Source organism: Curtobacterium flaccumfaciens (assembly GCF_051548005.1).
Classification (GTDB): domain Bacteria; phylum Actinomycetota; class Actinomycetes; order Actinomycetales; family Microbacteriaceae; genus Curtobacterium.
Genome location: NZ_JBPUGH010000009.1, coordinates 1 through 16,300 on the forward strand (window position 1 = coordinate 1; position 16,300 = coordinate 16,300).

Consider the following 16,300-nt stretch of genomic DNA (forward strand, 5'->3'; position numbering starts at 1 on the left):
CCCACGACGGACTGGCGGCCGGGTGCCAGCTGGCACCGGGCCTCCAGTCAGCAGGAAGTCGCGTCCTAGGACTCGATCTCGCCAGCCGGCTCGGCAGCGCCGGTGAGGACCTCCTCGCGACCCGGCTGACGCCCGGTCTCGAACTGGAACGCACCGTCGTGGAAGTCGACCTTCACGTGGTCGCCGGCGTTGAGCTCACCCTGCAGGATGTGCTCGGACAGCTGGTCCTCGACCTCGTGCTGCATCGCGCGACGCAAGGGGCGAGCACCCAGGGCCGGGTCGAACCCGACCTTGATGAGCTGCTCCTTGGCGGCGAGCGTGAGCTCCACCGTCATGTCGCGGTCGAGCAGGCGGTCCGCCAGACGCTTCACGAACAGGTCCACGATCTGCAGCAGCTCGGACTGCGAGAGCTGCGGGAACACGATCGTGTCGTCGACGCGGTTGAGGAACTCCGGCTTGAAGTGCTTCTTGAGCTCCTCGTTCACCTTCGAGCGCATGCGGTCGTAGCCGACGCCCGAGTCACCCTCGATCTGGAAGCCCACCGGGCCACCCGCGATGCCCTGCGAACCGAGGTTCGTGGTCATGATGATGACGGTGTTCTTGAAGTCGACGACCCGGCCCTGACCGTCGGTGAGACGGCCTTCCTCGAGGACCTGCAGCAGCGAGTTGAAGATGTCCGGGTGGGCCTTCTCGATCTCGTCGAAGAGGACCACGGAGAACGGCTTGCGACGCACCTTCTCGGTGAGCTGGCCGCCCTCCTCGAAGCCGACGAACCCGGGAGGGGCACCGAAGAGTCGCGAGACCGTGTGCTTCTCGCCGAACTCCGACATGTCGAGGGAGATCAGCGCGCCCTCGTCGTCGAAGAGGAACTCGGCGAGCGCCTTGGCGAGCTCGGTCTTCCCGACGCCCGTGGGGCCGGCGAAGATGAACGAGCCCGAGGGACGGTTCGGGTCCTTCAGACCGGCACGGGTGCGGCGGATGGTCTTCGAGAGGGCCGAGATGGCCTCCTCCTGACCGATGACGCGCTCGTGCAGGGCCTTCTCCATGAAGACGAGGCGCGAGGTCTCCTCTTCCGTCAGCTTGAACACCGGGATGCCCGTGGCCTGCGCCAGGACCTCGGCGATGATGCCCTCGTCGACGGTGCCGGACGCGGCGACGTCACCCGCACGCCACTGCTTCTCGAGGCGGAGACGCTCGCCGAGGAGCTTCTTCTCCTCGTCGCGGAGCGACGCGGCCTTCTCGAAGTCCTGCTCCTCGATCGCGGCTTCCTTCGACCCGCGGACCGTCGAGATCTTCTCGTCGAACTCGCGGAGCTCCGGCGGCGCCGACAGGATCGACAGGCGGAGGCGTGCGCCGGCCTCGTCGATCAGGTCGATGGCCTTGTCGGGCAGGAAGCGGTCCTGCACGTAGCGGTCCGCGAGGTTCGCCGCGGCGACGATCGCACCGTCGGTGATGGACACCTTGTGGAACGCCTCGTACTTGTCGCGGAGACCCTTGAGGATGTTGATCGCGTGGGGCAGCGACGGCTCGTTGACCTGCACCGGCTGGAACCGACGCTCGAGTGCGGCGTCCTTCTCGAAGTGCTTGCGGTACTCGTCGAGCGTGGTGGCACCGATGGTCTGGAGCTCACCACGGGCGAGGAGCGGCTTGAGGATCGACGCGGCGTCGATCGCGCCCTCGGCAGCACCGGCACCGACGAGCGTGTGGATCTCGTCGATGAAGACGATGATGTCGCCGCGGGTGCGGATCTCCTTCGTGACCTTCTTGAGGCGCTCCTCGAAGTCACCGCGGTAGCGGGACCCGGCGATGAGCGACCCGAGGTCGAGCGAGTAGAGCTGCTTGTCCTTCAGCGTCTCCGGGACGTCGCCCTTGACGATCGCCTGGGCGAGGCCCTCGACGACCGCGGTCTTGCCGACGCCCGGCTCACCGATCAGGACGGGGTTGTTCTTGGAGCGACGGGAGAGGATCTGCATGACCCGCTCCATCTCCTTCTCGCGCCCGATGACCGGGTCGAGCTTGGCGTCGCGGGCGGCCTGGGTGAGGTTCCGGCCGAACTGGTCGAGGACCTGCGACCCCTGCTGCGCGTTCTGCTGGGTCTCGCCGCCGACGGCGACGGCTTCCTTGCCCTGGTATCCGGACAGGAGCTGGATGACCTGCTGGCGGACGCGGTTGAGGTCCGCGCCGAGCTTGACGAGCACCTGGGCGGCGACGCCCTCGCCCTCGCGGATGAGGCCGAGCAGGATGTGCTCGGTGCCGATGTAGTTGTGGCCGAGCTGCAGCGCCTCGCGCAGGGACAGCTCGAGCACCTTCTTGGCGCGCGGCGTGAACGGGATGTGCCCGGTCGGCTGCTGCTGCCCCTGCCCGATGATGTCCTGGACCTGCTCGCGGACGGCATCGAGCGAGATGCCGAGCGACTCCAGCGCCTTGGCGGCGACGCCCTCGCCCTCGTGGATGAGGCCGAGGAGGATGTGCTCGGTGCCGATGTAGTTGTGGTTGAGCATCTTCGCTTCTTCTTGAGCGAGGACGACAACACGACGGGCTCGGTCGGTGAATCTCTCGAACATGTGCTCTCCCTTGCCGGACCGGAACTGGCCCGGTGACGTACATCGAGACTAACCAGCGGACCCCGAGTGGTCTGCCCCTGTTCGCCGTGGGCGTGACCCCACGTCCGTCCCGCGCACAGGCCCACGTCGGTCCCGCACACGGGCAGGGTCGCGCCCCGCGCGCGGCGCGGCCACGGGACGGCCTGGCGCGCCCCGCTGAGCGGCAATGCGAAGCGTCGTGCGGGGCGCGCCGACCGAGCCTGCGAGGGAGGACGGTGCGGGCCCGGCCCGCGCCTCCCGTCCGGCGGTGGGTCACTCCGTGACCTGCGTGGCTGCTGTCGGGCGGGAGTCGGTACGATCCGGGCATGGAGCAGCCCGTCGTCGGCCTCGTCGTCCACCCGACCAAGAACGTGCAGGAGTCCGTCGAGACCCTGCGTCGCTGGAACGCCTCCGGACGCGGCGAGCTCATCGCCCGACGTGCGGACGCGCAGCGCCTCGGTGGCACGATCGACGTCGTCGACGAGGACGAGTTCACCGACCGGGTCGACATGGTCGTGGCACTCGGCGGCGACGGCACCATGCTCGGGGCGATGCGCCTCGTCGCCAGACGGCCCGTCCCCGTGCTGGGCGTGAACTACGGCAACGTGGGCTTCCTCGTCGAGATCGAGCCACCCGAGCTCGAGGCGGCGCTCGAACGGCTCTCCGCCGGCGAGTACCAGCTCGAGCCGCACCACGCCCTCGAGGCCAAGCTGTCCTGGAGCGGTGCCCGCACGGAGTACCTCGCGTTCAATGACCTCACGGTGGTCCGACGTCCCGGAGCCGGGCAGGTGTCGGCGGACCTCAGCGTGGGCGGCCTCGGGTACGGCTACTACCGGGCGGACGCGATCGTGGCGTCGACGCCGGCGGGTTCGACGGCCTACAACTATGCGGCGGGCGGGCCGGTGCTCTCCCCCGCGCTCTCGGGCTCGGTCGTCACCCCGGTCGCCCCGATGGCCGGCATCGACCGGTCCGTCGTGCTCGCGGCGCGGGAGCGGTACCGGCTCGACATCGCCGAGGGCACGCGGAGCGCGGCGCTCGAGGTGGACGGGCTCGTCGTCGGCGAGGTCGCGACGGGTGCCCAGATCGACGTCCGACTCCGGAAGGACGCGTCGAGCGTGGTGCGGCTCGACGCGGCGCGGCACGGTCGGACCGGGCGTGTGAAGCTCAGCCTGCTCGACCTGCCGGTGCGGCCCGACCAGCTCATCGAGCTCATCCCGCAGGACCTGCGGCAGCGGCTCTCGCACGACCTCGAGCAGTAGGTCGCACACCCTCGGGCACGACCCCGGACGTGCGAGTGGCCCGCCCCGGCACCAGCCGGGACGGGCCTTTCCCATCACCCCACCGGTCCGTCTTCCCACAGAGCGGACCGGTTCCCCGAGCCGGAGCATCCGCCCCGGCCGAAGTCCCTCGCTGACCTCAGTCGGTCAGGTACAGCTGCATGTCCTGCGAGACCGCCTTGGCGAACAGCCGCAGCTTGGCGCGCGACTCCACCCGGCTGACGGCCTGGCGGGTCGTGTGCACGATCTTCGAGATCTCGTCGAGCGTCATCGGCTTGTCGTCGTCGAGGCCGTAGCGCATGCGGATCACGTTCGCCTCGTCGCTCGGCAGCTCGGCCACGATCGACCGGATGTCGCGGTGCAGCAGCGTCGTCTCGGTGAGCTCGTTCGGGCTCGCGGCGTCCTCGTCCTCGATGAAGTCACCGAGCTCGCTGTCGTCGGAGTCGCCGACGACGGTGTGGATCGAGACCGGCTCGTGCGAGCGGCCCTTGAGGTCGAGCAGCTCCTCGACGCTCATGCTCAGCTCCGCCGCGACCTCGTCGGGCATCGGCGCACGACCGAGGTCGACGGTGAGGTCGCGCTCGGTGCGGCTGATCTTGTTGATGAGCTCGACGGTGTGGACCGGGATGCGGATCGTGCGGGCCTTGTCGGCGAGGCCGCGCGAGATGGCCTGACGGATCCACCAGGTGGCGTAGGTCGAGAACTTGTAGCCCTGCGTGAAGTCGAACTTCTCGACCGCGCGGACGAGGCCGAGGTTGCCCTCCTGGATGACGTCCATGAACGGCAGGCCGCGCTGCGAGTACCGCTTCGCGATGCTCACGACGAGGCGGAGGTTCGAGGTGATCATGCGCTCCTTGGCGCGCTCACCGTCGCGGACGAGCCAGCGGAGCTCGCGCTGGAGGTTCTTGTCGAGCCCGGGCTCGGTGTGCAGCTTCTCCTCGGCGAAGAGGCCGACCTCGATGCGGCGGGCGATCTGCGCTTCTTCCTCGGCGGTGAGGAGCGAGAGCCGGCCGATGTGGCGGAGGTAGTCGCCGACCTGGTCGACGGAGGCGCCGCGGACTCCGGCGAGCTGCTCGTCGGCCTCGACCTCGGTGCCGAGGGTGGTCGACTCGACGGTCGCGTCTGCGGTCTTGGCGGCCGCGGCCTTCTTGGTCGTGCTGCGGCGGGTGGTGGCGTTCGTGGTCGGTGCTGCCGTTGCGATCGTCATGTGACGTTCTCCCTGCGTTCGACGGTGATGGGCCTCAGGTGGGGGTGCTGATGAGTAAAGCGGTTGCGAGGTGTACCCCACAAATCGATCTGATCGATTCCCAGGGTTCTCCGTGCTTCACCCTCCGAGACGTCCCCCGCGGGGTACGGCCCTCGAACAGTCACACGCTGCCGGACGCCCGAGAGCAAGGGGATGTCGCCGAGTTTCCGGCGGTACAACGGTGTTTCTTGCACGTTTCGGACCATGTACCCCGGCCGACCGCGTGCTCCGGACACGGAAAAGGGGTACGGCGATCCGGATCGTGGCGATCCGGTCGACGTACCCCGAAAACCGAACGGGAGGTGTTCACCAGGAGGGTTCGAGCCACCCGTCCCGGCGCTTGGAGACCTCCAGGTCGGCATCACGGTCGAACTCGTCGTACTCGCTCTCGATGTCGCCGACGAGGCTGCGACCGGCGGGGAACTGCTGCATGGGCATGCGGACGATGTTCGCCCCGCGGAGCGACCTGCTCGCGACGGGGCGGTGAACGGTGGGTGACGATGCCCGGGCGGTCAGACGTCGACGTCGTCCTCGTCGCCGTCGACCCAGTGCTCGTCGCGTGCGGGGTCGCCGAGCACCGGGTGTCCGAAGGCGTCCTCCGGGTCGAGGTCGGCGGGGTCCGGCGGGACGGTGGTCATGCCGTCAGTGCAGCACCGGCGCGTGAACCGCCGGTGAACGGGGCCGCCGCTCACCAGCTCGACCGCGCGCCAGCTCGGCCGCTGCCGAGGTCAGCCCGTGGCTGCGCGGTTGCTCGGCTACTCGGCCGACGCCGGAGACGGGGCGGGACGGCCGTGCTCGCGCTCGAACCGGGCGCGCTCCTCGGCCTCCACCTTGGCGTAGGCGGCGCGCTCGGTGCGGTCAGCCCGCATGATGGCGCGCATCACGAACCAGAAGATGAGGCCGACGATGACGGTCGGCGTCAGGGCGAAGATGATCCCGGTCACGACTCCATGCGGCACCGGGTCATCATAACTCCGGGATCAGGGAACGACGACGACACGGCCGCGAGCTGCCTCGCACCGTGCGAGTCGCGGCTGGCGCAACTCGCACCGTGCGAGGCACGGCTGGCGCAACTCGCACCGTGCGAGGCACGGCTGGGACGGTGCGAGGTTCTCGACACGGTGCGAGGGCGACGAGCGCGCACCGTGCGCACAACCTCGCACGCTGCGAACGGGAGGCACGGCGCATCGCCGCCACGCGCCTCCCGTCCGGCGTCTCGAACCACGCCGCCGCACCGCACGCGCGGCTCGCACCGTGCGAGGCGCGGTTGAGACGGTGCAAGGTTCTCAACACGGTGCGAGGGCGACAAGCGCGCACCATACGCACAACCTCGCACCGAGCACGACTGGGCGCCCGGCGCCCAGCCGCCCCGCTACTTGACGAGCGGGAACAGGATCGTCTCGCGGATGCCGAGGCCCGTGATGGCCATGAGCAGCCGGTCGATCCCCATGCCCATGCCCCCCGACGGCGGCATCGCGTGCTCGAGGGCCCGCAGGAACTCCTCGTCGACGCGCATCGCCTCCGGGTCGCCGCCGGCAGCGAGCTTCGCCTGCTCGACGAACCGCTCCCGCTGCACGACCGGGTCGACGAGCTCCGAGTACGCCGTCGCGAGCTCGAAGCCGCGGACGTACAGGTCCCACTTCTCGACGATGCCCGGACGCGTGCGGTGCTCCCGGGTCAGCGGCGAGGTGTCGACCGGGAAGTTCATCACGAACGTGGGGCGGTCGAGCGAGTCGATGACGAAGTGCTCCCAGAGCTCCTCGACGTACTTGCCGTGCGTGGCGTGCGCGACCTCGACGCCCTCGGCCTCGGCCAGCGCCTGCAGCTCGGTCAGCGGCGTCTCGGGGCTGATCTCGCGACCGGCCGCTTGGGACAGCGACCCGTACATGTCGATGCGCGGCCACTCGCCACCGAGGTCGTACGTGGTGCCGTCGGCCCAGGTGACCTCGAGCGAGCCGCCGGTGACCGCACGGGCGGCGTTCTGCACGAGCTCCTGGGTGAGGTCGGCCATCTGCTCGTAGTCGCCGTACGCCTGGTAGGCCTCGAGCATCGCGAACTCGGGCGAGTGCGTCGAGTCGGCGCCCTCGTTGCGGAAGTTGCGGTTGACCTCGAACACACGGTCGATGCCGCCGACGACCGCGCGCTTGAGGAAGAGCTCGGGTGCGATGCGGAGGAACAGCTCGGTGTCGAACGCGTTCGAGTGCGTGACGAACGGCCGCGCCGAGGCCCCGCCGTGCTGGGTCTGCAGCATCGGCGTCTCGACCTCGAGGTACTCGTGCGACGCGAACGTCTGCCGGAGCGAAGCCATCACGGCGGCACGGGCACGGACGGTCTTCCGGGCGTCCTCGCGCACGATGAGGTCGAGGTAGCGCTGGCGGACCCGGGTCTCCTCGTTGAGTTCGTTGTGGAGGTTCGGCAGCGGCAGGATCGCCTTCGCCGCGATCGCCCAGTCGTCGACCATGATCGACAGCTCGCCGCGGCGCGACGAGATGACGCGGCCGTGCACGAACACGTGGTCGCCGAGGTCGACGAACTCCTTCCACCGAGCGAGCGACTCGTCGCCCACCTCGGCCAACGACACCATCGCCTGGATGCGTGAGCCGTCGCCGGACTGCAGCGACGCGAAGCAGAGCTTGCCGGTGTTGCGGGAGAACACGATCCGCCCGGCGACACCGACGACGTCCTGCGTCTCCTCGCCGGTCTCCAGCGAGGCGTACTGCGCGCGGACCTCGGGGATCGTCGTGGTGATCGGGAGCGCCGCCGGGTAGGCCTCGATCCCGGCCTCGAGGAGCTTGGACCGCTTGTCGAGCCGGACCTGTCGCTGCTCGCTGGTCTCCTCGGCGGACAGGTCGTCTGCTGCGGCGGCGGTTGCTTCGCTCATGAAGGGTGCGGCTCCGGTGGGGTCGTGGGGGATGCGGAAATGCTACCCGGCGCGGGCGCCGGGCCGGGAACCACCGGCGGGCCGGCCGTGACCGGACGCAGACCCGGACGCGGCCGCGGCCGCGGCCGGTCTACAGCCGCGCCTGGCCGTCGGCCGCGGCGAGCGCGTTGTCGACCGCACTCCGGACCAGGGCGCCGAGCACCCGGCCGGGGTGCTCGACCCCGATGCCGTCGAGGGTCCCGGCGGACTGCTCGACGATCGCGGTGGAGAAGCTCGCGGCCGCCCGGACCGCGTCGGCGTACGCGGGCCGGTCCTGCTCGGCGACGACGAACGGCTCCGCACCCATCTCGACCACGAGCGCCTGCGCGATCGGGAGCACCGGTGCGGGGGCGGTGACCGCGCAGTACGCGTCGCGGAGGCGGGTGAGGTCGACGCTCGTGCCGGTGAAGACCATCGCCGGGTGGATCGCGAGGGGGATGGCGCCCGCCGCGAGTGCCGGACGGAGGACCTCGGTGCCGTGGTCGGGACTCGTGTGCACGACGAGCTGCCCGGGCTGCCAGATCCCGGCGTCCGCGAGCCCCTGCACGAGTCCGCCGAGCTGGTCGTCCGGTACCGCGAGCAGCACGAGTTCGCTCCGTTCGACGAGGTCCGGCGTCGCGAGCACGGGCACCCCGGGGAGCATCGCCTCGGCGCGGTCGCGCCCCGCGTCGGACACCGCGGTCACGCCGACGACGGCGTGCTCCGCGTTCGCGAGCGCCGCTCCGAGGACGGGTCCGACCCGTCCCGCGCCGACGATCCCGACGCCGAGTCGCCCCGCCCTCACCGTGCAGCTCCGGGGGTGGGGACGCCGTCCCAGCCGGGAGGCCCGTCCTGCCCCCGCCAGGCGGGCTGCGGCGTCGAGGTGGTCGGCACGGCGCCGGGGGCGACCCCCTGCGTGTCCGGTCGGTCCGTCCCGGGCGCGAGCCGTGCCTCCCGTTCGCGCCACCGGTGGGAGGTGTCGACCGCAGCGGCCTCGACGGCGCGGTGAGCGGTCTCGGACCACAGCTGCTGCGCGTCGCGCGCGTCCATCGCGCCCAGGCGCGCGCTCACCGGACCCTGCACGGTGTGCACGTGGACCGAGGCGAGCCGCAGGACGCGCTCGAGCGGACCCTGTTCCACCTTGACGCTCTGCACGCGGGGCAGCGGCACGATCACGAGGGACCGCCACACGGCACCGAGCCGGAGCAGCACCGCGCCCTGCACGAAGCGGTACCCGTTGCGGCGGAAGGACAGCGGGCGGAGCCACGCGCCGCGGCGGGGCGAGTGGACGAAGCCGCCACGGTCGCCGGAGGTCGTCAGGCTGTCGTCGACGACGTTCACGGCCTCTGCCGACCCCTCGCGCAACTCGTCCTGCGACGCCCGCGGCCCCGCCACGGCCGTGCCCACGAGTCCGGGGAGGATGATGTCGAGGACCTCGCGGACGTCCTCGGCTCGACCGACGGGCAGCACGATCGACGACGCCTGCTGGTTGGTCGACTGCCCGTTGCCGGCGTTCGTGGCCCGGTTGATGCGGATGTCCCACCAGCCGAACGGCCGCCAGAGCAGCGGCTGCGCGACGCTCACGGCGTGGATGCGACCGGGCGGCAGCGTCTCGTTCGACGTCGACACGAGCCCGAAGCCGATCCGGATGCCGTCCCGGGTCTCCGCGATCGTGTACTGCAGCGACCGCGAGAACTTCCGGACGTAGTAGCCGCCGGCACCGATGACGGTGGGGAACAGCGCGAAGAGGATCCCGTACTCGCCCGTGACCGCGATGCTCACGACGATCGCGACGACGAGCACGACGAGGAACACGGTCGTGGTGGAGAGCAGCATCGACGCGATCAATCGGCCCGGGTGCACCTTCACGACCCGGGTCGCCTGCACGGCGGCGGGGTCGAGCTCGGGCGAGAAGACCTCGTCCAGCCGGTCCTGCAGCACGCCGTACGACTGCCGGCCCGGCCCCTGTCGCTCGTCGTCCTTGGAGCCCGAGGCGAGCACGAGGATGCGCCGACGGAGGTCCTCCGCGGGCTTGGACCCGAGGTACGCGAGCTGCACGTTGGCGTCGTTGCCGGCCTGCGCGATCTCGAGCTTGGCGGTGCCGAACAGCCGCGGGACGACTGGCCGCGAGATGTTGATGCCCTGGATGCGGTCCAGCCTGGCCTTCCGGTGGTTGCGGAAGAGCACGCCCGAACGGACCTCGACGATCTCGCCCGTGACGCGGAACTCGTGCATCCGCCACGACAGGTAGAACAGCCCGATCAGGACCACCAGGAGCACCGCGATGCCGAGCAGCACCCAGCCCACGGCACCGTGCTCGTACACGTAGCGAACCGGGTCGCCGTCGTCGGGCGGGCCACCGCCGGGGATGAAGAACTCGACGAGCTGGTCGCGGAGGCTGTTGAGCACGTAGCCGAGCACGACGATGAGGAAGATACCGCCGCGCAGCAGGGGCGTCAGCGGGTGCAGCCGGTGCCACTCCCCGTCGGTCAGGGGTGCCGCTGCTGCGGCGTTGCCGACCTGGCTCGGCGGGGTCGGCGGCGGAGGTCCGGGGCGGAAGGTCACGACGGGCCCCTCAGAGTCCGGCGCGGCGGGACTCGGCGAGCTCCACGAGGCGGTCGCGGAGGTCGTCGGCGTCGCCCGCGGGGATGCCGGGGATCCGGACGTTCGTCGAGGCGGCGGCGGTGACGAACTTCAGCTCGCTCATGCCGAGCGCCCGGTCGAGCGGGCCGCGCGCGACGTCGACGAGCTGCATGCGACCGTACGGCACGGCCGTGAAGCGCTGCCACATCAGGCCGCGGCGGAAGACGAGGTCGTCGTCCCGGAGCGCGTACCCGATCGAGCGCACACGCCGCGGGGTGAGCACGGCCGTGACGAGCGCGACGATCCCGACGGCGATGCCGATCAGCGTCCACACGGTGCCGGCGGTCCGGTCGAACCCGCCGTTCACGACACCGAGGAGCACGCATCCCGCCGTGACGACGACACCGATGGCCACCGTGGTCCCGAGCTCCGTCCACACGAGCTTCGGGGACACCCGCGTCCAGGTGGTGCCGGTCAGGCCGAGGCCCGGCTCGTCGAGTCGTTCTCTCGGCATCGCGGGCTCCGCTCCCTCAGTTCGTGGCCGCCGAGCCGCCGCGGTGGTCGTCCTGGTCGTCGTCGCCGGGCGGGGCGATGCACATCCGTTCGGCGACCAGGGCACACACCGTCAGGACGACGGCTCCGCCGAGCGCCACGGCGTTCGGCAGGGTCGAGCCTAGCGAAGGGGTCGCGTTCCGGGTCAGGAGGTAGAGGAGCAGGCCGATGCCGAACCCACCGAAGAGCGCGCCGCCGATGCTGGAGGCCTTCGCGAGGACGACCACCCGCGTGGCGTACAGCGGATCGACCGGGCGCTGCCGGAGCGCGCCCTCCTTGGCGTGACGCCGCACGGGACGCGCCATGAGGACGACCGCGACGCCGATGAACGCGAGGGTCAGGCCGAGCGGGACGGACAGCAGGAGCGTCGGTGCGGCGCGCGAGGCGAGGATCGCGTCGACGGCGAAGCCCGCGACGGCGGCGACGACGGCGACGCTGACGAGGACGGAGGCGCGGGTGGGCTTCACGCCGACTCCCCCGGCCTGGAGGCGCGGGTCGGGTCGACCGTGCGGGTCCCGTCGTCCGCGTGACTGACGTCGACGGCCCGGGTCGCGTCGGGCCGCGGGCTCGGGTCGTCGAAGAGGCGCGGCTCGTCGACGCGCTCGGTGTCGTCTCCGAGGGCCGCGAGCAGGTCGGCCACCGCTCCGGCGCCGGGCAGCACGGCGTCCGGGTCGGCATCGGCCCACGGCGCGAGCACGAACGCCCGCTCGGCTGCGCGCGGGTGCGGCACCGTGAGGGTCTCCGTGTCGAGCACGAGGTCGTCGATCGCCACGACGTCGAGGTCGAGCGTCCGGTCGCCCCAGCGCACCTCGCGGGTGCGGCCGTGCTCGTCCTCGATGCCGTGGAGCGCGTCGAGGAGCGCCTGCGGGTCGAGGTCGGTGTCGACGACGACCACGGCGTTCCGGTAGCGCGGCTTCGTCTCGTCCCGCCCGTCGAGCGTCACGGCGACGGACTCGACCTCGCGGCTCGACGCCACCGGCGTCACACCGGGCAGCCCGGCGATCGCGGACGCCGCGGCACGCAGGGTGCTGCCCCGGTCGCCGAGGTTGGCGCCGAGCGCGATGACGGCGCGGCTCACTCTTCTTCCTCGGTACGGGTCTCGTCGCCCTCGGGCAGCGCACCACCTCGGCCCCGGCGGATCGTGATCGACACGTCGGTGAACGGCACCGTGATCGGCGCCTGCGGCTTGTGGACCGTGACCTCGACCGCGAGCGCTGCCCGGTGCGTCAGCACGGCGGCGGCGATGCGCTCGGCCAACGTCTCGATGAGGTCCACCGGTCCGCCCTCGATCTCGGCCACGACCTGCTCGGCCACGACGCCGTAGTGGACCGTGTCCTCGAGGTCGTCGGAGCCGGACGAGACCCGGGCGTCGACCTCGACCGCGACGTCCACGACGAAGTCCTGCCCGTCGGCGCGCTCGTGGTCGAAGACGCCGTGGTTCCCGCGGGCACGGACCCCGGTCAGTCGGATGGTGTCGTTCACGATCGTGCAGCCCTCCAGGCATCCCAGACGTCGAGCACCGCACGCGTCGGTGCGGGGTCGTGCACGCGCACCCCCCACGCGCCGCGTTCGGCGGCGAGCAGGCTGATGGCGGCGGTGGCGAGGTCGCGGTCACGCGGCGGTGCACCGGCAGTGCTGCCGACCCCGTCGAGGAACCGCTTGCGGGAGGCGGCGACGAGCACCGGCAGCCCGATCGAGGCGAAGCGTTCGTAGCCCGCCAGGATCTCCCAGTTCTGCACCCCCTGCTTGGCGAACCCGAGGCCGGGGTCGATGACCACCTGTTCCTCGCGCACCCCCAGGATGATGAGCTCGGCGACCCGGTGCTCGACCTCGCGACGCACCTCTTCGACGGCGTGCGCGTACTCGGCGTTCCGGTACATCCGGTCGCTGTGCCCGCGCCAGTGCATGACGACGAAGCCGGCACCGGTGTCGCGGACGACCCGGGCCATGTCGTCGTCGGCGAGGCCGCCGGAGACGTCGTTGACGATCGCCGCACCCGCCTCGACGGCACGCTCGGCGGTGCTCGCGTTCATGGTGTCGACGCTGACCGCGATCCCCTCGGACACGAGCTCGCGGACGACCGGGATGACGCGGTCCTGCTCGACCTCGACCGGCACGCGGTCGGCGCCCGGGCGGGTGGACTCCCCACCGACGTCGACCAGGTCGGCCCCGGCGGCCACGAGGTCTCGGGCGTGCTGCACGGCGGCGTCGTACGCCTGGTGCAGTCCTCCGTCACTGAACGAGTCCGGGGTGACGTTGAGGATGCCCATGACGCGTGTGCGGTCCTCGGCGGGGTGCTCCGACGCGCGGTCGCGCCGACGGCCGGTCACGATCTCCGGCACCGGTGCGGGTGCTCGGAGGTCGATCGCGACCGTCGGCGGTTCCGCCGCGGCGGCGCGTGCCTCGTGCTCTGCGGCGCGCGCACGGTCCGCCTCGGCGAGGCGACGCGAGCGTCTCGTCGGCAGGTCGGTCATGCCGGCCTACGCGGGGGCGATACCGGGGTTGCCGAACGGGCGACGACGGGGCTTCGACGACGACTCGGTGTCGCTCGGCTCGGCCGCGGTCGAGGCCGCCTTGCCGGGGAACTCGATCGCCGGGAGGTTCGACACCGGCCGCTTGTCGCTCGACAGCCACTGCGGGCGCTCGGGCAGCTTGCGGACGTCCTTGAAGATCTCCACGAGCTCCGGAGCGTCGAGCGTCTCCTTCTCGAGGAGCTCGCCGGCCAGCCGGTCGAGGATGTCGCGGTTGGCGTTGAGCACCTCGTAGGCCTCGTCGTGCGCGGCCTCGAGCAGCGCGCGGGTCTCGGCGTCGACCGTCTCGGCGATGTTCTCCGAGTAGTCACGACCACTGCCACCGCTCATGTCGCGACCGACGAACGGTTCACTCGACCCGGACCCGAGCTTGACGGAACCCACCGCACGGCTCATGCCGTACTCGGTGACCATCTTGCGGGCCGTCGAGGTGGCCTTCTCGATGTCGTTCGACGCACCCGTGGTGGGGTCGTGGAAGACGATCTCCTCGGCCACGCGACCACCCATGGCGTACGTGAGCTGGTCGAGCAGTTCGTTGCGGGTGACGGAGTACTTGTCCTCGAGCGGGAGCACCATCGTGTACCCGAGCGCACGGCCGCGCGGCAGGATCGTGATCTTCGTGACCGGGTCGGTGTGGCGCATCGCCGCAGCCGCGAGGGCGTGTCCACCCTCGTGGTACGCCGTGATGAGCTTCTCCTGGTCCGACATGATGCGCGTGCGGCGCTGCGGGCCGGCCATCACGCGGTCGACGGCCTCGTCGAGGGCCCGGTTGTCGATGAGCTGGGCGTTCGAGCGAGCGGTCAGGAGCGCGGCCTCGTTGAGGACGTTCGCGAGGTCCGCACCGGTGAAGCCCGGCGTCTTGCGGGCGAGCAGCTCGAGGTCGACGCTCGCGGCGAGCGGCTTGCCCTTCGCGTGCACCTCGAGGATCTGCTTGCGACCGTCGAGCGAGGGGGCGTCGACGCCGATCTGCCGGTCGAAGCGGCCCGGACGCAGGAGCGCGGGGTCGAGGACGTCCGGACGGTTCGTCGCCGCGATGAGGATGACGTTGGTCTTGCCGTCGAAGCCGTCCATCTCGACGAGGAGCTGGTTCAGGGTCTGCTCGCGCTCGTCGTTGCCGCCGCCGATGCCGGCGCCGCGGTGACGACCGACGGCGTCGATCTCGTCGATGAAGACGATCGCCGGGGCGTTCTGCTTGGCCTGGTCGAAGAGGTCGCGGACGCGGCTCGCACCGACACCGACGAACATCTCGACGAAGTCCGAACCGGAGATCGAGTAGAACGGCACGCCCGCCTCACCCGCCACGGCACGCGCGAGCAGGGTCTTGCCGGTTCCGGGAGGGCCGTACAGCAGCACACCCTTCGGGATCTTCGCGCCGACCGCCTGGAACTTCGCGGGCTCCTGCAGGAACTCCTTGATCTCGTGGAGCTCCTCGATCGCCTCGTCCGAGCCGGCGACGTCCGCGAAGGAGACCTGCGGGTTCTCCTTGTTGTTCATCTTCGCGCGGGACTTGCCGAACTGCATGACCTTCGAGCCGCCGCCCTGGGCGCTCGAGAGCAGGAACCAGAAGAGCGCGCCGATGATCAGGAACGGCAGGACGATGCCGAGGAGGGAGAGGAACCAGTTCCCCTGCTGCACGCGGTCGGTGTAGCCGTCCGGCAGGTTGGCGTCGTCGACGGCCTTGATGACGTCAGCACCACGCGGCGTCGCGTAGTAGAACTGCTCGGTCGCGCCGTCCTTGAGCTTGAGGTCGACCCGCTGCTCGGTGGAGTTCACGACGACGGACGAGACCTTGTCGTCGGCGAGCTGCTGCAGGCCCTTCTGGGTGTCGATCTGCTGGGTGCCGGCCTGACTGATGACCGCCCACCCGATCCAGATCCCCACGAGCGCGATCAGGATGTAGATGTACGGCCCGCGGAGGATTCGCTTGAAGTCCATGTGATCCGGGCAGGACGCCCGACACCTTTCTCTGCCGAAGTTGCGTGCAGGTCAGCATACGGCCGCGAATCTGTGGCGAGAATGGGTGTCCTCTGCGGGCGAACTCCACGCTCCGCCGGGGTCAGCCGGACGCGCTCAGGAGTACACGTGCGGAGCGAGCACGCCGATGCCCCGCAGGTTGCGGTAGCGCTCGTCGAAGTCGAGGCCGTACCCCACCACGAAGGCGTCCGGGATCTCGAAGCCCGCGTACTTCACGTCCACCTCGACCTTGGCGGCCTCGGGCTTGCGGAGCAGCGCGACGATCTCGACGCTCGCAGCACCTCGGGACTCGAGGTTCTGCTTGAGCCAGGAGAGCGTCAGACCGGAGTCGATGATGTCCTCGACGATGATGACGTCACGGCCGTGCAGGTCGGTGTCGAGGTCCTTGAGGATCCGCACCACGCCGGACGACTTCGTGCCGGAGCCGTACGACGAAACCGCCATCCAGTCCATCCGCGCCTGCATCTTGAGGTGGCGCGAGAAGTCCGCCATGACCATGACGGCGCCCTTCAGCACGCCGACGAGCAGCGGGTCCTTCCCCGCGTAGTCGCGGTCGACCACCGCGGCGAGCTCGGCGAGCTTCTCGTCGATCTGCTCGGGGGTGAAGAGCACTTCGGACAGGTCTGCCTGGACGTCGGAGAGTTCCACCACTGCAC

Annotated in this window: 16 protein-coding genes; 1 reads left to right on the plus strand and 15 read right to left on the minus strand. The window is 70.7% G+C overall.

Going from position 1 to position 16,300, the window contains the following annotated elements; translation table 11 throughout:
- Positions 1-65: 65 nt before the first annotated feature.
- On the minus strand, positions 66-2,564 hold the full coding sequence (locus ACSW7Y_RS02470; RefSeq protein WP_290133218.1) for an ATP-dependent Clp protease ATP-binding subunit: 2,499 nt from the start codon (positions 2,562-2,564) through the stop codon (positions 66-68).
- A 344-nt stretch (positions 2,565-2,908) separates the two neighbouring features.
- Between ACSW7Y_RS02470 and ACSW7Y_RS02475 the strand changes: the two genes are divergently transcribed.
- Complete coding sequence (locus ACSW7Y_RS02475; protein ID WP_400411247.1) at positions 2,909-3,841, plus strand: NAD(+)/NADH kinase; 933 nt, start codon at positions 2,909-2,911, stop codon at positions 3,839-3,841.
- 157 nt (positions 3,842-3,998) lie between these two features.
- Here the strand turns inward: ACSW7Y_RS02475 and ACSW7Y_RS02480 are convergent, their stop codons facing one another.
- The 14 genes from ACSW7Y_RS02480 to hpt all read right to left on the minus strand — a co-directional run bounded on the left by ACSW7Y_RS02480 (position 3,999) and on the right by hpt (position 16,292).
- Positions 3,999-5,066, minus strand: coding sequence for a sigma-70 family RNA polymerase sigma factor (locus ACSW7Y_RS02480; protein ID WP_438124767.1), 1,068 nt, complete (start codon positions 5,064-5,066; stop codon positions 3,999-4,001).
- A 345-nt stretch (positions 5,067-5,411) separates the two neighbouring features.
- Positions 5,412-5,543: a hypothetical protein gene (locus ACSW7Y_RS02485; protein ID WP_275935013.1), complete on the minus strand. Its 132-nt coding sequence runs from the start codon at positions 5,541-5,543 to the stop codon at positions 5,412-5,414.
- A 74-nt stretch (positions 5,544-5,617) separates the two neighbouring features.
- Complete coding sequence (locus tag ACSW7Y_RS02490) at positions 5,618-5,743, minus strand: hypothetical protein (RefSeq protein ID WP_438124768.1); 126 nt, start codon at positions 5,741-5,743, stop codon at positions 5,618-5,620.
- Between the two features lie 117 nt (positions 5,744-5,860).
- On the minus strand, positions 5,861-6,064 hold the full coding sequence (locus ACSW7Y_RS02495; protein ID WP_031273270.1) for a hypothetical protein: 204 nt from the start codon (positions 6,062-6,064) through the stop codon (positions 5,861-5,863).
- Between the two features lie 413 nt (positions 6,065-6,477).
- Complete coding sequence (lysS, locus tag ACSW7Y_RS02500; protein ID WP_438124769.1) at positions 6,478-7,986, minus strand: lysine--tRNA ligase; 1,509 nt, start codon at positions 7,984-7,986, stop codon at positions 6,478-6,480.
- Positions 7,987-8,116: 130 nt separating this feature from the next.
- Positions 8,117-8,809, minus strand: a complete 693-nt coding sequence (locus tag ACSW7Y_RS02505) for a Rossmann-like and DUF2520 domain-containing protein (protein WP_242862922.1) — start codon at positions 8,807-8,809, stop codon at positions 8,117-8,119.
- Positions 8,806-10,569: a PH domain-containing protein gene (locus ACSW7Y_RS02510; protein ID WP_438124770.1), complete on the minus strand. Its 1,764-nt coding sequence runs from the start codon at positions 10,567-10,569 to the stop codon at positions 8,806-8,808. Before ACSW7Y_RS02510 ends, ACSW7Y_RS02505 begins: the two co-directional genes overlap by 4 nt.
- A gap of 10 nt (positions 10,570-10,579) precedes the next feature.
- Entirely contained in the window at positions 10,580-11,101 is a 522-nt protein-coding gene (locus ACSW7Y_RS02515; RefSeq protein WP_438124771.1) for a PH domain-containing protein, read from the minus strand.
- A 16-nt stretch (positions 11,102-11,117) separates the two neighbouring features.
- Complete coding sequence (locus tag ACSW7Y_RS02520) at positions 11,118-11,606, minus strand: DUF3180 domain-containing protein (protein WP_438124772.1); 489 nt, start codon at positions 11,604-11,606, stop codon at positions 11,118-11,120.
- The gene (folK, locus tag ACSW7Y_RS02525) at positions 11,603-12,217 is read right to left on the minus strand and encodes a 2-amino-4-hydroxy-6-hydroxymethyldihydropteridine diphosphokinase (RefSeq protein ID WP_438124773.1); all 615 of its coding nucleotides are present in this window, start codon (positions 12,215-12,217) and stop codon (positions 11,603-11,605) included. The genes ACSW7Y_RS02520 and folK overlap by 4 nt, the downstream gene beginning before the upstream one ends.
- The gene (gene folB / locus ACSW7Y_RS02530) at positions 12,214-12,621 is read right to left on the minus strand and encodes a dihydroneopterin aldolase (RefSeq protein WP_438124774.1); all 408 of its coding nucleotides are present in this window, start codon (positions 12,619-12,621) and stop codon (positions 12,214-12,216) included. Before folB ends, folK begins: the two co-directional genes overlap by 4 nt.
- Positions 12,618-13,613 (minus strand): dihydropteroate synthase, encoded by a 996-nt coding sequence (folP, locus tag ACSW7Y_RS02535; protein WP_438124775.1) that lies wholly within the window; start codon positions 13,611-13,613, stop codon positions 12,618-12,620. The genes folB and folP overlap by 4 nt, the downstream gene beginning before the upstream one ends.
- Positions 13,614-13,619: 6 nt before the next feature.
- Positions 13,620-15,605 carry an ATP-dependent zinc metalloprotease FtsH gene (ftsH, locus tag ACSW7Y_RS02540; protein ID WP_438124776.1) on the minus strand — a complete coding sequence of 662 codons (1,986 nt, stop codon included), beginning with the start codon at positions 15,603-15,605 and terminating at the stop codon, positions 13,620-13,622.
- A 135-nt stretch (positions 15,606-15,740) separates the two neighbouring features.
- The gene (gene hpt / locus ACSW7Y_RS02545; protein ID WP_031272831.1) at positions 15,741-16,292 is read right to left on the minus strand and encodes a hypoxanthine phosphoribosyltransferase; all 552 of its coding nucleotides are present in this window, start codon (positions 16,290-16,292) and stop codon (positions 15,741-15,743) included.
- Between the last annotated feature and the right edge of the window lie 8 nt (positions 16,293-16,300).